A 23347-nucleotide genomic window follows, 5' to 3' on the forward strand; every position below is an offset into this window, starting at 1 on the left:
GTCCAGCCCGGTCACCAGGTGTTGTGCAAGTGCAACTGTGTCGATCATGAACGGACACGTTGGGACACGTCCCGTAGCGCCCGGATGATGTTCCGGGGGCGCTCCAGTGGTGCTCCGGTGGTCTCCCGGGAGTGCTCCGGGGGTGCTTCGACAGTGCTCCGGCGGTGCGGGCGGGTGCCCGCATGGTGGCCGGATTGGAACCGGGGGCCGGTCATCCGCGAGGATGGGGTGCATGACCGCCCAGATTCTCGATGGCAAGGCCACCGCAGCCGCGATCAAGTCCGAACTGACCGCCCGCGTGGCGGCGCTGAAGGAGAAGGGCGTCACGCCCGGCCTCGGCACCGTCCTGGTCGGCGACGACCCCGGCAGCCAGAAGTACGTCGCCGGCAAGCACCGCGACTGCGCGCAGGTCGGTATCGCCTCCATCCAGCGCGAACTGCCGGGCACGGCGACCCAGGAGGAGATCGAGGCGGTCGTCCGCGAACTGAACGACGACCCGGCCTGCACCGGCTACATCGTCCAGCTGCCGCTGCCCAGGGGCATCGACGAGAACCGCATCCTGGAACTGATGGACCCGGACAAGGACGCGGACGGCCTGCACCCGATGAACCTCGGCCGCCTCGTCCTGAACGAGCCGGCGCCGCTGCCCTGCACCCCCAACGGCATCCTCACCCTGCTGCGCCGCTACGGCGTGGAGATCAAGGGCGCCGAGGTCGTGGTCGTCGGCCGCGGTGTCACCATCGGCCGCCCGATGCCGCTGCTGCTCACCCGGCGCAGCGAGAACGCCACCGTGACCCAGTGCCACACCGGCACCCGGGACCTGGCCGCCCACCTCAAGCGCGCGGACATCATCGTCGCCGCGGCCGGTTCCCCGCACCTGGTGCGGCCCGAGGACGTCAAGCCGGGCGCGGCCGTCCTCGACGTCGGTGTCTCGCGCAACGCCGAGGGCAAGATCATGGGCGACGTCCACCCCGGCGTGGCCGAGGTCGCCGCCTGGATCTCCCCGAACCCCGGCGGCGTCGGCCCCATGACCCGGGCCCAGCTGCTCGTCAACGTGGTGGAGGCGGCGGAGCGCAGTGCCGGCTGAGGACACCGACGCCGAGCGCCGGGAGGACCCGGGGGACCCGAAGGGCCCGGGAGGCTCGGGGAACTCGGGAGGCTCGGAGAGCTCGGGGGAGGCGGGGGACGCGGGGGACCTCACCGTCCGGGACCCCGTCAGCGCGCCCGACGCCGAGGGCAGGCCGCGGCGTGTCACCCGGCGGTTCCCGCTCTTCACCCGTGACACCGCGCGCCCCGAGGGCGGTGGCCGGGCCGCGAACGGCGACGCCCCGGCGCCCGCCCGGCAGTGGCCGATCCTCCTCGTGGTCGGCCTGGTCGGCATCGGCCTGCTGCTGACCGCGATGGACGTGTTCCGCTACGGGACGCTGCTGATCGGCGCCGCCCTGCTGGTCGGTGCCGCGCTGCGCTGGGTACTGCCCGACGTCGGCATGCTCGCCGTGCGCTCGCGCTTCACGGACATCGCCACCTACGGCGTCCTGGGCCTCTCCATCGTCCTGCTGGCGTTGATGGCCCAGCCGAAGCCGTGGCTGGAGATCCCGTTCCTGAAGGACACCCTTCACTTCACGGTGAGCTAGCACCTGACGGTGCGCCGGCGCTTCACGACGAGCCGGCGCACTGCGCGCTGAACCGGCGACGGCCCGTCCTCACCCCCGTGGAAGGACGGGCCGTCGCCGGAACCAACCCTCCTGCACGTGGAACGCCCTGTTCAACGCCTGTCAGGGCGCTGTGGCACGGAAGTGACCGTTCCGCTACTCCGCTACGCGAGCGAGCCGTGAAAGGGGGGACGTGTGCGCCGTGCGTGACGGTCCATGTGCGCACCGTGCGCCGAAGTCTTGACAAGTTCGAGGATTTGCCGCGAAGTCGTTCGAGGACAGCGTTACCGTCAGGGGTTCGGTTCGAGGCATGGGGATGCCGGTGGGACACTGGACCACGGGTCGGTGGGCGTGCGACGGTGCACGTTCGCGACCTCTGTGCTCCTGTGCGCCCCCACCCCGGGAACCGAGATCCTGACCGGGCGCATCCCTGTGGGTAGCCAGAACGGGACTCCGTGTGGGACGCCGCGCGCGAGGGCCGAGCGGGGGAACGAACAGCACGTCACCGGGGGGAAGAGGGGGGAAGCAATGCCTCGTTGGAAGGCCTTGCCGGATGAACTCGATCCGCAGATCAGAGAGTTCACCAGCCAGATGCGCCGACTTGTGGACCGAAGTGAGCTGAGCATCGCGTCGGTCGCCGACGCGACGGGCTACAGCAAGACGTCCTGGGAGCGCTATCTGAACGGCCGGCTGCTGGCGCCGAAGGGCGCCATCGTGGCCCTGGCCGAGGTGACGGGGACCAATCCCGTTCACCTGACCACCATGTGGGAGCTGGCCGAGCGTGCCTGGAGCCGCTCGGAGATGCGCCACGACATGACGATGGAGGCCATCCGGATCTCTCAGGCGCGCGCCGCGCTCGGCGACGTGGGCGCGTCCGCGGCCGCGTCGAGAAGCGGCGGCAAGAACGGCAGGGGGAGCCGGGCCGGTCGGCACGGTGGCGGTGCGACGGCCACTCCCGGCATCGCCGGGCCGGCCGGTGTGGCGCCCACGCTGCCGCCTTCGGTCCCCGCGCAGCCGACGGCCGCCGACAGTCCCGACGCCGCCGTCGGCCCGGTCCGGGGCGGCGGTGCGCCCGACGCGCCCTCGGCCCCGTCGTCCGGCCGCGCGGCCGACGGCAATTCGTGGGGTGTCGCCGGATACCGGGGACCGGCGCCCACCGCTGACCGCACGGCGCGGGCCGGATCCCGGACCGGCACCGGGGAGGCCGCGCGGACCACGGTGATGCCGGCCGCCGCCGTGCCGAACGGCCAGGGACCCTCGGTGCGTTCCGGGCCGTCTGTGGCCACCGGGGCTGCTGAGGTCTCCGGGTCCTCAGGGCTCTCCGGGTCCTCCGGGTCCCCAGGGCTCTCCGGGTCCTCCGGGTCCTCCGGGTCCTCCGGGGTCTTCGGTTCCTCCGGGTCGCACGGAGAGCCACCGCGCCGCGGCTCCCGTTCGGCGGGCCGGTCCTCCGGCGGCGGCAGCAAGCGGATGACGACGTTCGTCGCGGGTGTCGTCGGTGTTCTCGTCGTGATCGCCGGCGCCTTCTTCCTGCTGAACGACGGCGATGACAAGACGAACGAGGGCGCCAAGCCCTCCCCGTCGCCCACCGTGAGCACCGACACCGAGCTGCCGCCGGGCGTCAAGTGCAGCGGTGACGCCTGTACCGGCAAGGACCCGGAGATCATGGGCTGCGGCGGCGACCTGGTGACCACCGCCGCGACCGCCACCGTCGGCACGGCCGCCGTCGAGGTCCGCTACAGCAAGGTCTGCGGCGCCGCGTGGGCCCGCGTCACCCAGGCCGTACAGGGCGACGAGGTCCAGGTCAGCGCGGGCGGCAGTAACCAGCAGACGGGCACGGTCACCGGCGCCGGCGACACCGTGGCGTACACCCCGATGGTGGCGGTGAAGTCCGAGGCCGAGGCCAAGGCGTGCGTGACGCTGGCGTCGGGCCAGGAGGGCTGCACGGAGTAGCCGACAGGCGGCGGGCCGCGCAGGGGAAAGGCCGCACGGGGCCCGTTCGGGCCCGTTCGGTGTCCGTACGGGCCGGTACGGCGTGGACGCCGCACGGGGGAAGGTGCCGCCCGGACAGGCGTGCGGCCCGCCCCGGAAGAAAATCCTCCGCGGCAGGCATGGCCCGCGGCGGCGCGGGCACGCGAGAAGTACCCCCACGGGAGTCCGGAAACGGTATCCCCGAACGGCGGTCGCCTCGTCCCCCTCTCCCGGACAGGCGGCCGCCCCTTTCATGCCGCTCGCCGTCCCCCGGCCCCCTCCGTTCCTGCGCGCGGGTGACCCGGTGGCAGTCCTGTGGGCCGGGCCACACCGACCCGGACGTCCCGGACACCGAGGGCGCGATAGCCTGACGGCTGGATGGATCTCTTGATACCAAGAGATCGATCAAACGCCCGGGGCCGGGACGCCCCACCGCCAGCTGTCATACGGAGAACGCCATGACTCGCACTCCCGTGAACGTCACCGTCACCGGCGCGGCCGGCCAGATCGGTTACGCCCTGCTCTTCCGCATCGCCTCCGGCCAGCTGCTCGGCGCGGACGTGCCGGTCAAGCTGCGCCTCCTGGAGATCACGCCGGCGCTCAACGCCGCCGCGGGCACCGCGATGGAGCTGGACGACTGCGCGTTCCCGCTCCTGCGGGGCATCGAGATCACCGACGACCCGAACGTCGCCTTCGACGGCGCCAACGTCGCCCTCCTCGTCGGCGCCCGCCCCCGCACCAAGGGCATGGAGCGCGGTGACCTCCTGGAGGCCAACGGCGGCATCTTCAAGCCGCAGGGCAAGGCCATCAACGACCACGCCGCGGACGACATCAAGGTCCTCGTCGTCGGCAACCCGGCCAACACCAACGCCCTGATCGCCCAGGCCGCCGCCCCGGACGTACCGGCGGAGCGCTTCACCGCGATGACCCGCCTGGACCACAACCGCGCGCTGACCCAGCTCGCGAAGAAGACGGGCTCGTCGGTCACCGACATCAAGCGCCTGACCATCTGGGGCAACCACTCCGCCACCCAGTACCCGGACATCTTCAACGCCACCATCGCCGGCAAGAACGCCGCCGAGGTGGTGGGCGACGAGAAGTGGCTGGCCGAGGACTTCATCCCGACCGTCGCCAAGCGCGGCGCCGCCATCATCGAAGCCCGCGGCGCCTCGTCGGCCGCCTCCGCCGCCAACGCCGCCATCGACCACGTGCACACCTGGGTCAACGGCACCGCCGAGGGCGACTGGGCCTCCATGGGCATCCCGTCGGACGGCTCCTACGGCGTCCCGGAGGGCATCATCTCCTCCTTCCCGGTCACCACGAAGGACGGAAAGTACGAGATCGTCCAGGGCCTGGAGATCAACGAGTTCTCCCGCGCCCGTATCGACGCCTCCGTCAAGGAGCTGTCGGAGGAGCGCGAGGCGGTCCGCGCCCTCGGCCTCATCTGACGCCCCGCACCACGACACCGCCGGATCACGCATCCGGCCGGTGCACCGGTCCCCGGTTCCGCCACGGCGGTCCGGGGACCGACGCGTTTCCCCCGGCGCCCTGTTGACGCTCCAGGCCTGCCGACCCCGAGGACGAGCGGGCCGTGCCGCGGACGGCCCCGGCCACTTCCGCCCCCCGTACACGGACTGCGCTGCCCGGCTCCCTGTGAAAGATCACCCACAGGGTGGGCGGTACATGCCGTTCCGTCCCTTTGTTCAGTGACTCGGCACACTTCCGGTCCCGGGCCCGCATGCATTCGGGGCCCAAGGGCAGGTGCACCCGGTCCCGTGGATCACACCTGTGTGATCCACGGGCGCTGAACAGGGAACGGAAGGCATTGACGATCATGGCGGACAGTACAGAACTCCGGGCGCGCGACACCATCCATGCCGGAGGCGAGTGGCGGGCGGCCGTCTCCGGGGGGACGCGCGAGATCCTCGATCCCGCGGACGCCCTGCCGTTCGCCGTGGTCGCGGAGGGCGACGAGAAGGACGCCGACCTCGCGGTGGCCGCCGCCCGGCGCGCCTTCGACGCGGGCGCATGGCCGCACACCCCGGTCGCCGAACGCGCCGCCCTGCTGCGCCGCGTGGCCGACCTCCTCGTACGCGACCGCGAACCGCTCGGCCTGCTGGAGAGCCGCGACGCGGGCAAGACCGTCGAGGAGGGGCGGGTCGACATCGACTGCGTCGCCGACGCCTTCCGCTACTTCGCGGACCTGGTCGCCGGCGAGGCCCCCGGCCGGGTCGTCGACGCCGGGTCGCCCGACATCCACAGCGTCGTCGTGCACGAGCCGGTCGGCGTCTGCGCGATGATCACGCCCTGGAACTACCCGCTCCTCCAGGCCAGCTGGAAGATCGCCCCCGCGCTCGCCGCCGGCAACACCTTCGTGATCAAGCCCAGCGAGATCACCCCGATGACCACCGTCGCCCTGATCGGCCTGCTGACCGAGGCCGGCCTCCCCACCGGCGTCGCCAACATCGTCACCGGCCCGGGCCACACCGTCGGCGCCCGCCTCGCCGAACACCCCGGCGTCGACCTGGTCTCCTTCACCGGCGGCCTGGTCAGCGGCACCAAGGTCGCCCAGGCCGCCGCCGTCACCGTCAAGAAGGTCGCCCTCGAACTCGGCGGCAAGAACCCCAACGTGGTCTTCGCCGACGCCTGCGAGACCGAGGAGGGCTTCGACACCGCCGTCGACCAGGCCCTCAACGCCGCCTTCATCCACAGCGGCCAGGTCTGCTCCGCGGGTGGCCGGCTCATCGTCGAGGAGTCGGTCCGCGAGCGCTTCGTCGCCGAACTCGCCCGCCGCGCCGCGAAGATCCGCCTCGGCCGCGGCACCGAGGACGGCGTCGAGTGCGGCCCGCTCGTCTCCGAGCAGCAGCGCGCCAGGACCGAGGACTACGTCGCCTCCGCGCTGGCCGAGGGCGCCGAGCTGCGCTGCGGCGGCAGGCGCCCCGAGCCGTCCCCCCAGCGGCCCGAGTCCGGCTACTTCTACGAGCCGACCGTCCTCGACCGCTGCCACCGGGAGATGAGGGTCGTACGGGAGGAGGTCTTCGGGCCGGTGCTCACCGTCGAGACCTTCCGCACCGAGGACGAGGCCGTAGCCCTCGCCAACGACACCGAGTACGGTCTGGCGGGTGCCGTCTGGACCGCCGACGCGGGCCGCGCCCGCCGGGTCGCCGGCCGGCTGCGCCACGGCACCGTCTGGATCAACGACTTCCACCCCTACCTCCCGCAGGCGGAGTGGGGCGGCTTCGGCAAGAGCGGCGTCGGCCGCGAACTGGGCCCCGCGGGCCTCGCCGAGTACCGCGAGAGCAAGCACGTCTACCAGAACCTCGCCCCCAAGCCCGTCCGCTGGTTCTCCGGCTGACCCCGGCCCACCCGTCCCCACCCGGGCCGCCCGCCCGGTTCCCCGTCCGCTCACCCTCTGGAGTACGCCCATGCCCGAGACCACCCATGTCTACGACTACGTCGTCATAGGCGGCGGCACCGCGGGATCGGTGATCGCCTCCCGTCTCACCGAGAACCCGGACGTCACCGTCGCCGTCATCGAGGGCGGCCCCAGCGACGTCGGCCGCGACGACGTGCTGACCCTGCGCCGCTGGATGGGCCTGCTCGGAGGGGAACTGGACTACGACTACCCCACCACCGAACAGCCACGCGGCAATTCGCACATCCGGCACAGCCGCGCCCGCGTGCTCGGCGGCTGCTCCTCGCACAACACCCTCATCGCCTTCAAGCCGCTGCCGTCCGACTGGGACGAGTGGGAGGCCGCCGGAGCCGAGGGCTGGGGCGCGGTGCCGATGGAGGCGTACTACGCACGTCTCAAGAACAACATCGTCCCGGTCGACGAGAAGGACCGGAACGCCATCGCCCGCGACTTCGTCGACGCGGCGCAGAAGGCCCTGGAGGTCCCGCGGATCGAGGGCTTCAACAAGAAGCCGTTCACCGAGGGCGTCGGCTTCTTCGACCTCGCCTACCACCCCGAGAACAACAAGCGGTCCTCGGCGTCGGTGGCGTACCTGCACCCGGTGATGGACGAGCGGCCCAACCTCACGATCATGCTGGAGACCTGGGCGTACAAGCTCCAGCTCGACGGCGTCCGCGCCGGGGGCGTCCACGTCCGCACCAAGGACGGCGAGGAGATCCTCGTCGAGGCCCGGAACGAAGTGGTGCTCTGCGCCGGCGCGGTCGACTCGCCGCGCCTGCTGCTGCACTCCGGCATCGGCCCCCGCGATGACCTCGAAGCGCTCGGCATACCCGTGGTGCTCGACCTGCCGGGTGTCGGCGAGAACCTGCTCGACCACCCCGAGTCGGTGATCGTGTGGGAGACCAACGGCCCCATCCCGGAGAACTCCGCGATGGACTCCGACGCCGGTCTTTTCGTGCGCCGCGACCCCGGACACGCGGGCCCCGACCTGATGTTCCACTTCTACCAGATCCCCTTCACGGACAATCCCGAGCGACTCGGCTACGAGCGCCCGGAGTTCGGCGTCTCCATGACCCCGAACATCCCCAAGCCGAAGTCCCGCGGACGCCTCTGCCTGACCAGCGCCGACCCGTCCGTGAAGCCCGCCCTGGACTTCCGCTACTTCACCGACGAGGACGACTACGACGGCCGCACCCTCGTCGACGGCATCAGGATCGCCCGCGAGGTCGCCAGGACCGAGCCGCTGGCCGGCTGGCTGGGGCGCGAGGTGTCTCCCGGCCCCGACGTCACCGGTGACGAGGAGCTGAGCGAGTACGCCCGCAAGGTCGCCCACACCGTCTACCACCCGGCGGGCACCTGCAAGATGGGCGCCGCCACCGACGAACTGGCCGTCGTCGACCCCGAGCTGCGTATCCGCGGCCTCGAGGGCATCCGCATCGCCGACGCCTCCGTCTTCCCGACCATGACGGCCGTGAACCCGATGATCGGCGTGCTCATGGTCGGGGAGCGCGCCGCCGACCTGATCGGTGGTGACGCCCGATGAGTACCGCGAGTACCGCCCTCGGCGCCGGTACGCCGCCGGGTACCGACGAGCCGGCCGCTCCCGTCTTCTCCGTGGACGGCCTGTGGAAGGTCTTCGGCCCCAAGGCCGCCCGGATCCCCGCCGACCCCGAACTGGCCGCCCTGAGCCCGGCCGAGCTGCGTTCGCGCACCGGCTGCACGGCCGCCGTGGCCGACGTCTCCTTCGACGTGCGCAAGGGCGAGGTCTTCGTCGTCATGGGCCTGTCCGGCTCCGGCAAGTCCACCCTCGTACGCTGCCTGACCCGGCTGATCGAGCCGACCGCCGGCACCATCGCCATCGACGGCGAGGACGTCCGCGCCATGGACAGGTCCCGGCTGCGCGAACTGCGCCGCCACCGCGCCGCGATGGTCTTCCAGCACTTCGGCCTGCTCCCGCACCGCACCGTCCTGGACAACGTGGCGTACGGCCTGGAGGTCCAGGGCATGGGCCGCGCCGAGCGCCGCGAGCGCGCCGCCGCCGTCGTCACCAAGGTCGGCCTCCAGGGCCTGGAGCACCGCAAGCCCGGTCAGCTCTCCGGCGGCCAGCGGCAGCGCGTCGGCCTCGCCCGCGCCCTCGCCGTCGACCCCGAGGTCCTGCTCTTCGACGAGCCGTTCAGCGCGCTCGACCCGCTGATCCGGCGGGACATGCAGGAGGAGGTCGTCCGGCTGCACCGCGAGGAGGGCCGCACGATGGTCTTCATCACCCACGACCTCCAGGAAGCCCTCAAACTGGGCGACCGCATCGCCCTGATGCGCGACGGCCGCGTCGTGCAGCTCGGCACCCCGGAGGAGATCGTCGGCTCGCCCGCCGACGACTACGTCCGCGAGTTCGTCCGCGACGTCCCGCGCGAGCAGGTCCTCACCGTCCGTACGGCCATGCGCCCCGCCTCCTCGGCCGACGAGGCCGGCACCGGCCCCGCGCTGCGGCCCGACGCCACCGTGTCGGAGGCCATCGAGGCCGTCGCCCGGGCCGGCACCCCGGCCCGCGTGATGGACGGCGGACGCTGCCTCGGCGTGGTCGACGCGGACGCCCTGCTCGGCGTCGTCGCCGGGACCGGCGGCGAGGTCCGCGAGGCGGCGGAACGCCCCGGGGAGGCTGATGCCCCCGAGCCGGACCGCGCCGAGGAGGCGGATCAGCGCAAGGAGGCGGTCTGATGGCCACGGTCACCGCACCCGCCGCCCGCCCCGCGCTCCCCGGCGTCCTGCGCCGGCCGGCCGCCCGCAAACTCCTGGCCCTCGCCGTCGCCGCCGCGGTCCTCGTCCCCCTCGCCGTCGCCCAGTGGTCCGGCGGCACCTGGCCGTCCGCCCTCACCGTCGACGTCTCCGAGCCGCTCGGCAGGGCCAGCGACTGGATCATCGACAACCGCGACAGCCACCCGCTGTTCCTCTACTTCTTCGGCCACGTCAGCAACGTCGTCGTCATCGCCGTACGCGCCGTGTACCTCGCCCTCCTCGCCGTCGGCTGGGCCGGGGTCACCGCGATCGGTGCCCTGACCGCATGGCGGGTGGCCGGCGTGAAGCTCGCCCTCGGCACCGCCGCGGCGTTCCTGGCGTGCGGGCTGCTCGGCATGTGGGTGCCGACCATGCAGACGCTCGCGCTGATGGCCGTCGCCGTCCTCGCGTCGGTCGCCGTGGGCGCCCTGCTGGGTCTGGCCGCCGGTCTCTCCGACCGGATGGACCGCGCCCTGCGCCCGGTGCTCGACACCATGCAGGTGCTGCCCGCCTTCGCCTACCTCCTCCCCGTCGTCCTGGTCTTCGGCATCGGCGTCCCCGCCGCCGTCCTGGCCACCGTCGTCTACGCCGCGCCGCCCATGGCCCGGCTCACCGCCCTCGGCCTGCGCGGCGCCGACAAGGAGGTCCTCGAAGCCGTCGAGTCCCTCGGCACCACCGCCCGCCAACGGCTGCTGACCGCCCGCATCCCGCTGGCCCGCAGGGAACTCCTCCTCGGCGTCAACCAGACGATCATGATGGCGCTGTCCATGGCCGTCATCGCCTCCGTCATCGGCGCCGGCGGCCTCGGCGACCGCGTCTACCAGGCCCTTGCGTCGGTCGACGTGGGCGCGGCCCTAGCGGCCGGCATCCCGATCGTGCTGCTCGCCGTCGTCCTGGACCGCGTGACCGGCGCGGCGGGGGAGCGGCTCGGCGAGACCGGGAAGCCCCCGCTGACCTGGCTGTACGCCCTGGCCGCCGCCGCGGCCGTCGCGGTCGCCGGACGGATCGCCGGCCTCCTCGACTGGCCCGACGCCTGGGAGGTGGACATCGCCGAGCCCGTCAACCGGGCCGTCGACTGGATGACCGCCCACCTGTACTCCGGCGTGCCCGTCATCGGCGGCACCGCCGACTGGGCCGCCCACTTCACCAGCTGGGTCCTCAACCCGCTGAGGGACGGCCTGCACTGGCTGCCCTGGTGGTCCGTACTCCTCGTCGTCGCCGCCCTGGCCTGGCTGATCGGCACCTGGCGCACCGCGCTCACCGCCGTCCTCGCCATGGCCGCGATCGGCGTGCTCGGCGTGTGGAAGCCGTCCCTGGACACGCTCTCGCAGGTCCTCGCAGCCGTCGCCGTGACCCTGGTCATCGGCTTCGCGACGGGCATCGCCGCCGCCCGCAGCGACCGCTTCGAACGCGTGCTGCGGCCCGTGCTGGACGTCTTCCAGACGATGCCGCAGTTCGTGTACCTGATCCCGGTCGTCGCCCTCTTCGGCGTGGGCCGCGCCCCGGCCGTGGCCGCCGCGGTCGTCTACGCCCTCCCGGCCGTCGTCCGCATCACCGCCCAGGGGCTGCGCCAGGTCGACCCCGCCGCCATGGAGTCTGCCCGCTCGCTCGGCGCCACCGGCGGGCAGCAACTGCGGCAGGTGCAGCTCCCGCTGGCCCGCCGGTCCCTGCTGCTCGCCGTCAACCAGGGCGTCGTCCTGGTCCTCGCCGTCGTCATCATCGGCGGCCTGGTCGGCGGAGGCGCCCTCGGTTACCAGGTCGTCTTCGGCCTCGCGCAGGGCGACCTGGCGACCGGCCTGGTGGCCGGCGCGGCGATCGTCTGCCTCGGCCTGATGCTCGACCGGGTCACCCAGCCGACCGAACGCCGTACGAAGCAGGGAGCCTGAGATGCCACGCAAGCGGATCACGGCGGCCGTCGCCGTGCTGGTGCTGGCCACCGGCTGCGGCGCCGCCGACATGACCGAGCAGGCGTCCCCGTACGCGAACGCGCAGGGCGCCAGGACCGTCACCCTGTCCGTGCAGTCCTGGGTCGGCGCCCAGGCCAACGTGGCCGTCGCCCAGTACCTGCTGGAGCACGAGCTCGGCTACCGCGTCGACACCGTCCAGGTCGACGAGGTCCCCGCCTGGGACGCGCTCAGCCAGGGCCGCGTCGACGCCATCCTGGAGGACTGGGGCCACCCCGAGCAGGAGCAGCGCTACGTCGAGGACAAGAACACCATCGCCCCCGGCGGCGACCTCGGCGTCACCGGGCACATCGGCTGGTTCGTCCCGACGTACTTCGCGAAGAAGCACCCGGACGTGACGGACTGGAAGAACCTGGACAAGTACGCCGGGCTGCTGCGCACCGCGGAGAGCGGCGGCAAGGGCCAGCTGATGGACGGCTCCCCGTCCTACGTCACCAACGACAAGGCCCTGGTGCGGAACCTGGACCTGGACTACCAGGTCGTCTTCGCCGGCTCCGAGGCCGCGCAGATCACCCAGATCAAGCAGTTCGCCAAGGAGAAGAAGCCCTTCCTGACCTACTGGTACACCCCCCAGTGGCTGTTCGAGAAGGTCCCGATGACGGAGGTGAGGCTGCCGCCGTACAAGGAGGGCTGCGACGCCGACCCGGCGAAGGTCGACTGCGCCTACCCGGTCACCGAGCTGCAGAAGTACCTCAACGCCGACTTCGAGAAGAACGGCGGCGACGCGGCGGAGTTCCTCAAGAACTTCAACTGGACGACCGAGGACCAGAACCAGGTCTCCCTGATGATCGCCGAGCAGAAGATGCGGCCCGACGAGGCGGCGAAGAAGTGGGTGGACAGCCACGAGTCCGTCTGGGAGAAGTGGCTGCCCTAGCCGGCCCTCACTCCGCCGGGGCGGCCGGGGCGGTCGGTTCCGTCAGCCCGGCCGTGATCTCCCGCAGGGCCCGCGTCGCGCGCCGCTGGAGACCCGGCCCGAACGTGACCCGGGTGGCCCCGAGCCCGCCGAGTTCGGCGGGCGAGGGGCCCTGGCCGGGTACCGCGCCGACGTTGACGGGCCCCTGGATCCCGGCCCGCAGCACCGGCAGTACGCCGGACGGGGCGAAGATCGGGTACACGCAGTCGGCGCCCGCGGCGACGTACAGCGCGGCCCGTTCGATCGCCGCCTCCGGATCGTCGACGCCCCTGACGAACGTGTCGACCCGGGCGTTGACGAAGAGCCGGTCCCCGGCCGCGGCCCGTACCTCGGCCAGCCACTCGGCGTGCCCGCGCGGGTCCTTGAGCACGCCGTCGGCGGAGTCCTCCAGGTTGCAGCCCACGGCGCCCGCCTCCAGCAGGCGCTCCACCAGCTCCTTCGGCGCCAGCCCGTACCCGTCCTCGACGTCCGCCGACACGGGCACGTCCACCGCCCGGGTGATCCGCGCGACCGCCGCGAACATCTCGTCGGCCGGGGTCGCCCCGTCCTCGTACCCGAGGGACGCCGCGACTCCCGCGCTGGGCGTCGCGAGCGCCGGGAACCCGGCCTCCGCGAAGACGCGGGCGCTCGCCGCGTCCCAGGGGCCCGGCAGGACGAGGGGGTCGCCCGGCGCGCGGCCGTGGTGCAGGTCGCGGAACCGTTCCGCCTTGGTCACCATCGAGTGCTCCCCGGGGGAATCCGCCGGCTGACCATCAGCCGGTTCCAGCTGTTGACGGCGGTGATCAGCGCGATCAGATGGGCCAGTTCGGCCTCGTCGAAGAACTCGGCGGCCTTCCCGTACACCTCGTCCGGCACGGACCCTCCCCCGGCTCCGCAAGCCCGGGAGGGGCCCCCGGCCAGCACGGTGACCGCCTCGGTCAGCGCCAGCGCGGCCCGCTCCCGCCCGCCGAAGACGTCTCCGGCCTCCTCCCAGGTGCTCAGCAGACCGAGCTGCCGTTCACTCACCCCCCGTTCGCGCGCGATGCCGAGGTGCATGTCCAGGCAGAACGCGCAGTGGTTGAGCTGCGAGGCGCGGATCTGCACCAGCTCCGCCAGGGGCGGGTCGCCGAGGCCCTGTCCGGCGGCGGCGCTCACGGCCCGCAGCGCGGCGCGGACGCCGTCGTCCAGGTGCGTCGTACGTGCGGTCACTGGAACTGTCCGGGCGTGTAGTGGCCCGGCGTCAGCCGGCACGTCACGCCGAACCGGTTCCAGGCGTTGATCACCGTGATCGCGGCGATCAGGTGGGCCAGCTCGGTCTCGTCGAAGAACTCGGCGGCCTTCGCGTAGACCTCGTCCGGCACGAACCCGTCCGTCAGCACGGTGACCGCCTCGGTCAGCTCGATCGCCGCGAGCTCCTGCTCCGTGTAGAAGTGCCGCGACTCCTCCCACGCGGCGAGCTGCACGATCCGCTCCACGCTCTCACCGGCCGCGAGCGCGTCCTTGGTGTGCATGTCCAGGCAGAAGGCGCAGTGGTTCAGCTGGGAGGCGCGGATCTTCACCAGCTCCCTCAGCTTCGGCTCCACCCCCTGGGCGGAGGCCTTCTCCAGGCGCAGCATCGCCTTCCAGACCTCGGGGGCGTGCTTGGCCCACTCCAGCCGGGGGGCCTCCTCGGGGGCGAAGGCGTCGGGGGCGGTGGTGGCGGGGGCGGTGGTGGCGGTGTGTGTCGTGTTCGTCGTCATGCCCTCGAGACTAGGAGTCAGGCAGCCCAGAGGTATGGTCCATTTCCATGGGGAAACCGTGGGCCACTTTCGGTATCGACCTGCACCTGGACCGCTCCGGCCCCGGGCTGCGCCGCAGCCTCACCGGCGCCCTGCGCGACGCCGTCCGCAGCGGCCGGCTGGCCCCCGGCACCCGGCTGCCCTCCTCACGCTCGCTCGCCGCCGACCTGGGCGTCGCGCGCAACACCGTGGCCGAGGTCTACGCCGACCTGGTCGCCGAGGGCTGGCTCGCCGCCCGCCAGGGCTCCGGCACACGGGTCGCCGACCGGACGCCCGCCACCCCCGGCCACCGCCCGGCACCGCACCGGCGGGAACCCGCCCGGCCCGCCTACGACCTCGTCCCCGGCACGCCCGAACTCGCGTCGTTCCCCCGCGCGCAGTGGCTGAAGGCGGCCCGCCGCGCCCTGACCGCCGCCCCCGACCAGGCCCTCGGCTACGGCGACCCCCGAGGCCGGGTGGAGCTGCGCACCGCGCTCGCCGGCTACCTCTCCCGCGCCCGCGGCGTGCACGCCGACCCGGACAGGATCGTCGTCTGCGCCGGCTTCCTCGGCGGACTCGGCGTCCTCGCGGAACTGCTGCGCCGCAGGGGAGCGGGCTCCGTGGCGGTCGAGTCCTACGGCCTGCCCCACCACCGCCGGCTGCTCGGACGGGCGGGCTGCGACACGCCCCCGCTGCCGTTCGACGACCGCGGCACCCGACCCCTCGACGACCCGGCCGCCGCGCGGGCCGTCCTGCTGACCCCCTCCCACCAGTTCCCGATGGGCCTGCCGCTGCTCCCCGAGCGCCGGACGGCACTGATCGACTGGGCCCGCCGCACCGGCGGACTGATCCTGGAGGACGACTACGACGGCGAGTTCCGCTACGACCGCCAGCCCGTCGGCGCCATCCAGGGCCTGGACCCCGACCGCGTCGTCTACCTGGGCACCGCCAGCAAGTCCCTCGCCCCCGCGCTGCGCCTGGGCTGGCTGGTGCTGCCGCCGGCGCTCGTCGAGGACGCCATGGACGGCATGGCGGGCCGCACCCCGGGCGTCCTGGACCAGCTGACCCTCGCGGAGTTCCTCGGCTCCGGCGACTACGACCGGCACGTCCGCGCAGCCCGCCTGCGCTACCGGCGCCGCCGTGACGCCCTGGTCGCCGCCCTCGCCGAACGTGCCCCCGAGGTGCGCGTCACCGGCATCGCCGCCGGACTGCACGCGGTCCTCCAACTGCCCCCCGGTACCGAGCAGCAGGTCGTCCGGGCCGCCGCCTGGCACGGACTCGCCGTCCACGGCCTGTCCATGTTCCGGCACCCGGACGCCGCCGTCGCCCCGCTGGACGCCCTCGTCGTCGGCTACGGCACCCCGCCCGACCACGCCTGGGCGGGGGCCCTGGACGCGCTCTGCCGGGCGCTGCCGTAGAGTCCCCCGGCGACGGTCGTACACTCGATCGGCCCAACTGTCGTACCGGAAAGCGGACAACGGGGGAGAGACGGACATGGCGAAGACCCGGCGACGGCTGCGGTCGAGCACCGTGGTGCTCGGCGGCATGGGAGTGCTCGCGGCGGCCCTGAGCGCGTGCGGCTCGGACCCCGACCGGCGCTGCGTGGACCGCGACAGCTACGACTACGTCAACGGCTACAAGGTCGTCGCCGACAAGAACTGCAAGTCGGGCTCGTCCGGCGGTTCGTACGGCAAGGGCAAGAAGAAGACCGGCTCGAAGTCCGTGGGCGACGCCGACTGGTACTACGACGCCGACGTCAGCAACGGCTGGGCCGACTACGGCACCTTCAGCCGCGAGGAAGCCGTCGACCGCGGCGGCTTCGGCTGCGAGGGCTCCGGCAGCGGCGGCGGCTGAGCCCGGACATGGAACGCCGCACCACCGAGCCCCGCCCCGGCTGGCAGCAGACCGTCGAGGAACAGGGCTGCATCTACCCCCTGACCCGCTACCCCGACGACTCCCTGCGCCCCTACTGGGACGAGAGCGCCTACTACGTCTTCTCCCTCCCGGAGGTCGAGGCGCTGGAGGAGGTCGTCGAGGAACTCCACCGCATGTGCCTGGCGGCGGCCGGGCACATCGTCACCGCGGGCCGCTTCGCCGACCTCGGCATCACCGACCCGCGGGTGATCCAGGCGGTCACCGAGGCCTGGCACCGCCGCGACGAACTCCCCTCCGTCTACGCCCGCTTCGACCTGCGCTACGACGGAACGGGCCCCGCCAAGCTCCTGGAGTACAACGCGGACACCCCGACCTCGCTCGTCGAGGCCGCGTCCCCGCAGTGGTTCTGGATGGAGGAGCGCTTCCCCGGCGCCGACCAGTGGAACAGCCTCCACGAGCGCCTCGTCGACGCCTGGAGGAAGCAGGCCGCCCTCCTCCCGCCCGGCAGCCCCCTGTACTTCGCGAACTCCGAGGCCGACGAGCTCGGCGAGGACCTGATGACGGTCGCCTACCTCAAGGAGACCGCCGAGCAGGCCGGCCTGGAAACCGAGTGGATCTCCGTGGAGGAGATCGGCTGGGACCGCCTGTCCGGCCGCTTCGTCGACACCAGGCTGCGTTTCATCCGCAGCATCTTCAAGCTCTACCCCTGGGAGTGGCTCACCACCGACCGCTTCGCCGACCACGTCCTGGACACCCTCGACAACGGCGGCGGCACCGGCACCACCCTGTGGATCGAGCCCGCCTGGAAGATGCTGCTCAGCAACAAGGCGCTGCTGGCGATCCTCTGGGAGCTGTACCCCGGCCACCCCAACCTCCTCCCCGCCTACCTCGACGGCCCGAGGGAGATGGCCGGCACGACGGGCTACGTCGCCAAGCCCCTGCTGGGCCGCGAGGGCGCCGGCGTCACGATCCACCGCCCCGGCACGGAGGCACCCGAGCGCACCGAACCCTGCTGCTACCAGGAACTGGCCCCCCTGCCCGACTTCGACGGCAACCGCGTCGTCCTGGGCGCCTGGGTGGTGGAGAACGAGTCGGCGGGCCTGGGCATCAGGGAGTCGTCCGGCCTGGTGACGGACGAGTACGCGAGGTTCCTGCCCCACGTGATCCTCTGAACCGGCCTCGGGGAGAGCCCCCGCAGGGGTGCGGGGCTGTGACACGTGCGGCTCCGCCGCGTGGGCGCGACCAGCCGCAACGGACGCGCACTCGCGACGGAACGACAACCACGCGGACGCTCCCGCATCGCGGACACGGAAGGCACCGGCAGAACGCACCCGGTACCCTGGGCCCGGGCCGTGACTGGCGCGCAAGGATGGGACGAACCATCGGGAAGCGGTCCGAGCGACAAGAGCCGAGCGCCTGGGCCGACCTGAACGCTGATTCCGACGTCCGGAGGCCCCCGTGTCCGCAGAACTCACCCCCGAGTCCGTCGCCTACCGTGCCGCGCTGCAAGCGATCCGCACCGTCGAGCCGCGCGTCGCCGACGCCATCGGCCAGGAGGTCGCCGACCAGCGCGAGATGCTCAAGCTGATCGCCTCGGAGAACTACGCCTCCCCGGCCACGCTCCTGGCGATGGGCAACTGGTTCAGCGACAAGTACGCCGAGGGCACCGTCGGCCGCCGCTTCTACGCCGGCTGCCGCAACGTCGACACCGTCGAGTCCCTCGCCGCCGAGCACGCCCGCGAGCTCTTCGGCGCCCGCCACGCCTACGTCCAGCCGCACTCCGGCATCGACGCCAACCTCGTCGCCTTCTGGGCCGTCCTCGGCGCCCGCGTCGAGGTGCCCTTCCTGGAGAAGACCGGCGTACGCCAGGTCAACGACCTGACCGACGCCGACTGGGCAGAGCTCCGCCAGGCCTTCGGCAACCAGCGCATGCTCGGCATGTCCCTGGACGCCGGCGGCCACCTCACCCACGGCTTCCGCCCCAACATCTCCGGCAAGATGTTCGACCAGCGCTCCTACGGCACCGACCCGGCGACCGGCCTCATCGACTACGAGGCCCTGCGCGCCTCCGCCCGCGAGTTCAAGCCGCTGATCATCGTCGCCGGCTACTCCGCGTACCCCCGTCTGGTGAACTTCCGGATCATGCGCGAGATCGCCGACGAGGTCGGCGCGACCCTCATGGTCGACATGGCGCACTTCGCCGGCCTCGTCGCGGGCAAGGTGCTGACCGGCGACTTCGACCCGGTCCCGCACGCCCAGATCGTCACGACGACCACCCACAAGTCGCTGCGCGGCCCGCGCGGCGGCATGGTCCTGTGCGACGACTCCCTGAAGGACCAGGTCGACCGCGGCTGCCCGATGGTCCTCGGCGGCCCGCTCCCGCACGTCATGGCCGCCAAGGCCGTCGCCCTCGCCGAGGCCCGGCAGCCCGCGTTCCAGGACTACGCCCAGCGCATCGTCGACAACGCCCGAGCCCTCGCCGAGGGCCTGATGCGCCGCGGCGCCACCCTGGTGACCGGCGGCACGGACAACCACCTCAACCTGATCGACGTGGCGTCCTCCTACGGCCTCACCGGCCGCCAGGCCGAGGCCGCCCTCCTCGACTCCGGCATCGTCACCAACCGCAACGCCATCCCGGCCGACCCGAACGGCGCCTGGTACACCTCCGGCATCCGCATCGGCACCCCGGCGCTGACCACGCGCGGCCTCGGCACCGCCGAGATGGACGAGGTCGCGGGCCTCATCGACCGCGTGCTGACCACCACCGAGCCGGGCACCACCAAGTCGGGCGCCGTCTCCAAGGCGTCCCACGTCCTCGACGCCAAGATCGCGGACGAGATCTCCCGCAGGGCGACGGACCTCGTGGCGGGCTTCCCGCTCTACCCGGAGATCGACCTGGGCTGACGGTCGCCGCCCGGGGGAACGAGCCGCCGGTGGGACCTGAGAGAATGGCGGGCATGGCGAATGACCGACCTCGTGTGCTCTCCGGGATCCAGCCCACCGCAGGCTCGTTCCACCTCGGCAACTACCTGGGCGCCGTCCGCCAGTGGGTGGCCCTCCAGGAGTCCCACGACGCGTTCTACATGGTCGTCGACCTGCACGCGATCACGGTCCCGCAGGACCCGAAGGAACTGCGCGCCAACACCCGGCTCGCCGTGGCCCAGCTGCTGGCCGCCGGACTCGACCCGGACCGCTGCACGCTCTTCGTCCAGAGCCACGTCCCCGAGCACGCCCAGCTCGCCTGGATCATGAACTGCCTCACCGGCTTCGGCGAGGCGAGCCGCATGACCCAGTTCAAGGACAAGTCCGCCAAGCAGGGTGCTGACCGCGCTTCCGTCGGCCTGTTCACCTACCCGGTCCTCCAGGTCGCCGACATCCTCCTCTACCAGGCCGACGAGGTCCCCGTCGGCGAGGACCAGCGCCAGCACATCGAGCTGACCCGCGACCTGGCCGAGCGCTTCAACGGCCGCTTCGGCGAGGCCTTCACCGTTCCCTCCGCGTACATCCTCAAGGAGACGGCGAAGATCTACGACCTGCAGGACCCGACCGCCAAGATGAGCAAGTCGGCGGCCACCCCCAAGGGCCTGATCAACCTGCTCGACGAGCCGAAGGCCACGGCGAAGAAGGTGAAGAGCGCGGTCACCGACACCGACACCGTGATCCGCTTCGACCGCGAGCACAAGCCCGGGGTCAGCAACCTGCTGTCGATCTACTCCACCCTCACCGGCGCGGCGATCCCCGAACTGGAGCAGAAGTACGAGGGCAAGGGCTACGGTGCGCTGAAGACGGACCTCGCCGAGGTCGTCGTGGAGTTCGTCACCCCCTTCCGGGAGCGCACCCAGCAGTACCTGGACGACCCGGAGACGCTCGACGCGATCCTGGCCAAGGGCGCGGAGAAGGCCCGCGCCGTCGCCGCGGAGACCCTCTCCCGGGCGTACGACATGGTGGGTTTCCTGCCCGCCAAGCACTGACCGGATGCCGTCCCGGCACTGATCACAGCCCTCCCGTGCGCCCCGGCACGCCGCCGTAGCGCTGCACATCACGCCGGTTGCGCCTGCCCCGGGCGGGGTCGTGGCCGTACAGTCGATATCCGGGTGTCCGGCACAGCGACACCCGACGAGTGGCACGTAACGACAGGAGACGACGTGGGGACCGTAACGATCGGCGTGTCGATCGCGGTCCCGGAGCCTCACGGCAGCAAGCTCCAGCAGCTGCGCGCGGGCTTCGGCGACGCCGCTGCTCACGGCATCCCCACGCACGTCACCCTGCTGCCGCCGACCGAGGTCGACGGCGCCGCGCTGCCCGCGGTCGAGGCGCACCTGGCGGAGGTGGCGGCGCGCGGCCGGCCCTTCCCGATGCGGCTGTCCGGCACCGGGACCTTCCGCCCGCTGTCACCCGTGGTCTTCGTCCAGGTGGTCGAGGGCGCCGCGGCCTGCTCCTGGCTGCAAAAGCGCGTCCGGGACACCTCCGGCCCGGTCCCCCGCGAACTGCAGTTCCCCTACCACCCGCACGTCACCGTGGCGCACGGCATCGAGGAAGCGGCGATGGACCGCGCCTTCGAGGAGCTCTCCGACTACGAGGCGCAGTGGCCCTGCACCGGCTTCGCGCTCTACGAGCAGGGCGCCGACGGGGTGTGGCGCAAGCTGCGCGAGTTCCCCTTCGGCAGCACCACCGTGCCCCCGCAGGCGGGACGCGTGGAGAGCGGCTCCCTGCCGGTCTGCTAGAGCCCGTCCGGGGCCCTACACCGGCAGCCGCCGGAACACCGCCCGCGGCAGATGCCGCAGCGCCGACATCACCACGCGCAGCGCGCCCGGCACCCACACCGTCTCCGAGCGGCGCCGCAGCCCCAGCTCGATGGCCGTGGCGACCGCCTCGGGCGTCGTGGCGAGCGGCGCCTCCTGAAGCCCGGCGGTCATCCGCGACCGCACGAACCCGGGCCGTACGACCATGACGTGCACGCCGGTGCCGTGCAGCGCGTCGCCGAGGCCCTGGGCGAAGACGTCCAGGCCGGCCTTGCTGGAGCCGTAGATGAAGTTGGCGCGGCGGGCCCGCTCGCCGGCCACGGAGGAGAGCACCACCAGGGAGCCGTGGCCCTGCGCCTGCAGCGCGCGGGCGCTGACCAGCCCGGCCGAGACCGCGCCGGTGTAGTTGGTCTGCGCGACCCGCACGGCGTTCAGCGGCTCGCGTTCGTCGTGCGCCTGGTCGCCCAGGACACCGAAGGCCAGCAGCACCAGGTCGATGTCGCCCTCGGCGAAGACCTTGCCGAGCACCGCCTCGTGGGACTCGCTCTCGAGCGCGTCGAAGGCGACGGTGCGCACCTCGGCGCCGAGGCCGCGCAGCTGCCCGGCCGCCGCGTCCAGGGCGGGGGAGGGACGGCCGGCCAGCCACACGGTGCGGGTGCGGCGGGCCACCAGGCGGCGCGCGGTGGCGAGCGCGATCTCGGACGTACCGCCGAGGACGAGAAGGGACTGGGGGATGCCGAAGGCGTCCTTCACGACAGCTCCTGGGGTTTTGTGGAGGGGGCCTGGAGGGGGCCTGAACGGGGTCCTAGAGGCCGAGGCGCCGGGACAGGTCCGAGACGAACACCCCGCCCGGGTCCAGCTCCGCGCGCAGCGCGCGGAAGTCGTCCAGGCGCGGGTACATCGCGGCGAGCAGCTCGGGCCGCAGCCGGGAGTCCTTGGCGAGGTAGACCCGGCCGCCGGCCGACGCGACCTCCTCGTCGAGGCCGTCGAGGAAGGAGCCGAGGCCCGGCAGGCCCGCCGGGATGTCCAGGGCCAGGGTCCAGCCGGGCACCGGGAAGGAGAGCCAGCCCGGGTCGGCGTCCCCGAACCGCTTGAGGACGGCGAGGAAGGACGGGCAGCGGTGCTCGCGGATGCGCCGCACGATCCGGCGCAGGGCGTCCTCCCGGCCGTGCCCGACGACGAACTGGTACTGCACGAAGCCGCCCCGGCCGTAGATCCGGTTCCAGTGCGGTACCCCGTCCAGGGGATGGAAGAAGGTGGAGATCCGCTGGAGCCGGCCGGTACGGCGGCGGGGGGCCTTCCGGTACCAGAGTTCGTTGAAGAGGCCCACCGTCGTCCGGCTGAGCAGCCCCTCCGGGACGAAGTCGGGGGCGGCCGGGAGGCGGGCGGTGCGGAAGGCCAGGGGTTCCCGCCGCGCCCGGGAGCCGCGCGGCAGCGCGTCCAGGGGGGCGTGGTCGCCCCGGGTGAGCACCGCGCGGCCGGTCGCCGCGCCGCGCGCGAGGAGGTCGATCCAGGCGACCGAGTAACGGTAGCGGTGGTCGCCGGCCGTCAGACGGGCCATCAGGTCGTCCAGGTCGGCGGCGCGCTCGGTGTCGACCGACATCAGCGCGGTCTCGACCGGCTGGAGCCGCACGGTCGCGGTGAGGATCACACCGGTCAGGCCCATGCCGCCGGCGGTCGCGTCGAACAGCGGCGTGCCCCGGTCCACGGTGCGGACCCGGCCGTCGGCGGTGAGCAGCTCGAACGACAGCACGTGCCGGGCGAAGGACCCCGACACGTGGTGGTTCTTGCCGTGGATGTCCGCGCCGATCGCCCCGCCGACCGTCACGTAGCGGGTGCCGGGCGTCACCGGCACGAACCAGCCGAGCGGCAGCAGCACCTCCATCAGCCGGTGCAGGGAGACCCCCGCGTCGCAGAGCACGGTGCCGCCGTCGGCGTCGATGGCGTGCACGCGGTCCAGGGCCGTCATGTCGAGCACGGCACCCCCCGCGTTCTGCGCGGCGTCCCCGTACGCCCGTCCCAGGCCCCGCGGAATGCCACCGCGGGCCCCGCAGTCCCGGACGGCGACGGCGGCCTCCTCGTACGTCCGCGGGCGGATCAGCCGGGCGGCGGTCGGCGCGGTGCGGCCCCACCCGGTGACGGGGCCCCAGTCGCCGTCGGGTCCCCATCCGGTGACAGGACCCCAGCCGGCGTCGGAGTCCGGCTCGGCGTCGGGGCCCGACTCGGCGGCGGAGCCCGATTCGGCGGCGGAACCCGGGGCGGCGTCGGGAACGGTGTCGGCAGACATGCCGGTGACCGTATCGCCACTAT

Annotated in this window: 20 protein-coding genes and 1 riboswitch; of the genes, 15 read left to right on the forward strand and 5 right to left on the reverse strand. The window is 72.8% G+C overall.

The window, feature by feature from the left end:
- Positions 1-232 precede the first annotated feature (232 nt).
- The 9 genes from ACH4F2_RS04705 (at position 233) to ACH4F2_RS04745 (ending at position 12645) form a co-directional block, all read left to right on the forward strand.
- The gene (locus ACH4F2_RS04705) at positions 233-1087 is read left to right on the forward strand and encodes a bifunctional methylenetetrahydrofolate dehydrogenase/methenyltetrahydrofolate cyclohydrolase (RefSeq protein WP_398131210.1); all 855 of its coding nucleotides are present in this window, start codon (positions 233-235) and stop codon (positions 1085-1087) included.
- A complete protein-coding gene (locus ACH4F2_RS04710) occupies positions 1077-1634 on the forward strand; it encodes a DUF3017 domain-containing protein (RefSeq protein WP_398131211.1) in 558 nt (185 codons plus the stop codon). Before ACH4F2_RS04705 ends, ACH4F2_RS04710 begins: the two co-directional genes overlap by 11 nt.
- Before the next feature lie 546 nt (positions 1635-2180).
- Positions 2181-3602: a DUF2690 domain-containing protein gene (locus ACH4F2_RS04715; RefSeq protein ID WP_398131212.1), complete on the forward strand. Its 1422-nt coding sequence runs from the start codon at positions 2181-2183 to the stop codon at positions 3600-3602.
- Between the two features lie 476 nt (positions 3603-4078).
- Complete coding sequence (locus ACH4F2_RS04720; protein WP_398131213.1) at positions 4079-5068, forward strand: malate dehydrogenase; 990 nt, start codon at positions 4079-4081, stop codon at positions 5066-5068.
- A 386-nt stretch (positions 5069-5454) separates the two neighbouring features.
- Complete coding sequence (locus tag ACH4F2_RS04725) at positions 5455-6975, forward strand: aldehyde dehydrogenase family protein (RefSeq protein WP_398131214.1); 1521 nt, start codon at positions 5455-5457, stop codon at positions 6973-6975.
- A gap of 70 nt (positions 6976-7045) precedes the next feature.
- Positions 7046-8578: a GMC family oxidoreductase gene (locus tag ACH4F2_RS04730; protein ID WP_398131215.1), complete on the forward strand. Its 1533-nt coding sequence runs from the start codon at positions 7046-7048 to the stop codon at positions 8576-8578.
- Complete coding sequence (locus ACH4F2_RS04735) at positions 8575-9750, forward strand: glycine betaine/L-proline ABC transporter ATP-binding protein (RefSeq protein ID WP_398131216.1); 1176 nt, start codon at positions 8575-8577, stop codon at positions 9748-9750. Before ACH4F2_RS04730 ends, ACH4F2_RS04735 begins: the two co-directional genes overlap by 4 nt.
- Positions 9750-11693: an ABC transporter permease gene (locus ACH4F2_RS04740; protein WP_398131217.1), complete on the forward strand. Its 1944-nt coding sequence runs from the start codon at positions 9750-9752 to the stop codon at positions 11691-11693. The genes ACH4F2_RS04735 and ACH4F2_RS04740 overlap by 1 nt, the downstream gene beginning before the upstream one ends.
- Before the next feature lies 1 nt (position 11694).
- Positions 11695-12645 carry an ABC transporter substrate-binding protein gene (locus ACH4F2_RS04745; RefSeq protein ID WP_398131218.1) on the forward strand — a complete coding sequence of 317 codons (951 nt, stop codon included), beginning with the start codon at positions 11695-11697 and terminating at the stop codon, positions 12643-12645.
- Between the two features lie 7 nt (positions 12646-12652).
- Here ACH4F2_RS04745 and ACH4F2_RS04750 read toward each other — a convergent pair whose 3' ends face one another.
- Genes ACH4F2_RS04750 through ACH4F2_RS04760 form a run of 3 tightly spaced genes read right to left on the reverse strand, consistent with a single transcriptional unit; the run spans position 12653 to position 14402 of the window.
- Complete coding sequence (locus tag ACH4F2_RS04750) at positions 12653-13402, reverse strand: isocitrate lyase/phosphoenolpyruvate mutase family protein (protein WP_398131219.1); 750 nt, start codon at positions 13400-13402, stop codon at positions 12653-12655.
- Positions 13396-13872 (reverse strand): carboxymuconolactone decarboxylase family protein, encoded by a 477-nt coding sequence (locus ACH4F2_RS04755; RefSeq protein ID WP_398131220.1) that lies wholly within the window; start codon positions 13870-13872, stop codon positions 13396-13398. Before ACH4F2_RS04755 ends, ACH4F2_RS04750 begins: the two co-directional genes overlap by 7 nt.
- Complete coding sequence (locus tag ACH4F2_RS04760) at positions 13869-14402, reverse strand: carboxymuconolactone decarboxylase family protein (RefSeq protein ID WP_398131221.1); 534 nt, start codon at positions 14400-14402, stop codon at positions 13869-13871. Before ACH4F2_RS04760 ends, ACH4F2_RS04755 begins: the two co-directional genes overlap by 4 nt.
- A 47-nt stretch (positions 14403-14449) precedes the next feature.
- On the opposite strand from ACH4F2_RS04760, the gene ACH4F2_RS04765 reads away from it, so the two are divergent.
- From ACH4F2_RS04765 to ACH4F2_RS04790, 6 genes are all read left to right on the forward strand, one after another.
- A complete protein-coding gene (locus tag ACH4F2_RS04765) occupies positions 14450-15838 on the forward strand; it encodes a PLP-dependent aminotransferase family protein (RefSeq protein ID WP_398131222.1) in 1389 nt (462 codons plus the stop codon).
- Between the two features lie 76 nt (positions 15839-15914).
- Positions 15915-16274 (forward strand): hypothetical protein, encoded by a 360-nt coding sequence (locus ACH4F2_RS04770; RefSeq protein WP_398131223.1) that lies wholly within the window; start codon positions 15915-15917, stop codon positions 16272-16274.
- Positions 16275-16282: 8 nt separating this feature from the next.
- Positions 16283-17467: a glutathionylspermidine synthase family protein gene (locus tag ACH4F2_RS04775; protein ID WP_398131224.1), complete on the forward strand. Its 1185-nt coding sequence runs from the start codon at positions 16283-16285 to the stop codon at positions 17465-17467.
- 170 nt (positions 17468-17637) lie between these two features.
- A riboswitch (ZMP/ZTP riboswitch) is annotated at positions 17638-17724 on the forward strand.
- Between the two features lie 29 nt (positions 17725-17753).
- On the forward strand, positions 17754-19199 hold the full coding sequence (locus ACH4F2_RS04780; RefSeq protein ID WP_398131225.1) for a glycine hydroxymethyltransferase: 1446 nt from the start codon (positions 17754-17756) through the stop codon (positions 19197-19199).
- A gap of 53 nt (positions 19200-19252) precedes the next feature.
- Positions 19253-20266: a tryptophan--tRNA ligase gene (gene trpS / locus ACH4F2_RS04785; protein ID WP_398131226.1), complete on the forward strand. Its 1014-nt coding sequence runs from the start codon at positions 19253-19255 to the stop codon at positions 20264-20266.
- 174 nt (positions 20267-20440) lie between these two features.
- Complete coding sequence (locus tag ACH4F2_RS04790) at positions 20441-21019, forward strand: 2'-5' RNA ligase family protein (RefSeq protein ID WP_398131227.1); 579 nt, start codon at positions 20441-20443, stop codon at positions 21017-21019.
- A 15-nt stretch (positions 21020-21034) separates the two neighbouring features.
- Here ACH4F2_RS04790 and ACH4F2_RS04795 read toward each other — a convergent pair whose 3' ends face one another.
- A complete protein-coding gene (locus tag ACH4F2_RS04795) occupies positions 21035-21790 on the reverse strand; it encodes a decaprenylphospho-beta-D-erythro-pentofuranosid-2-ulose 2-reductase (protein ID WP_398131228.1) in 756 nt (251 codons plus the stop codon).
- A gap of 52 nt (positions 21791-21842) precedes the next feature.
- Positions 21843-23324, reverse strand: a complete 1482-nt coding sequence (locus ACH4F2_RS04800; RefSeq protein WP_398131229.1) for an FAD-binding protein — start codon at positions 23322-23324, stop codon at positions 21843-21845.
- Positions 23325-23347: the final 23 nt, after the last annotated feature.

Origin of the sequence: Streptomyces sp. NPDC017890 (assembly GCF_044328675.1) — a bacterium.
GTDB lineage: Bacteria > Actinomycetota > Actinomycetes > Streptomycetales > Streptomycetaceae > Streptomyces.